We start from the raw sequence: 211 nt of genomic DNA, 5'->3' as shown, positions 1-211 counted from the left end.
GTGGCTGCTGGCCCACCCCCGCTTCCATCTCCACCTCACACCGACGAGTTCGTCCTGGCTGAACCTCGTGGAGCGGTGGTTCGCCGAGCTCACGCAGAAAAAGCTCAAACGAGGCGTCCACCGCTCCGGCCAGGCCCTCGAACGCGACATCCGCAGCCGGCTCGCCGACTGGAACGAACACCCCAGGCCGTTCATCTGGACGAAGACCGCC

At 66.4% G+C, this 211-nt stretch carries 1 pseudogene; it reads left to right on the top strand.

Going from position 1 to position 211, the window contains the following annotated elements:
- A pseudogene (locus IG99_RS51320) lies at positions 1 to 211 on the top strand (IS630 family transposase); the annotation flags it as partial.

This window comes from Streptomyces griseus subsp. griseus (assembly GCF_000720255.1).
Lineage (GTDB): Bacteria > Actinomycetota > Actinomycetes > Streptomycetales > Streptomycetaceae > Streptomyces > Streptomyces griseus_I.
The sequence above is the reverse complement of the archived record's forward strand: the minus strand, read 5'-3'. Positions and strand labels throughout refer to the sequence as shown.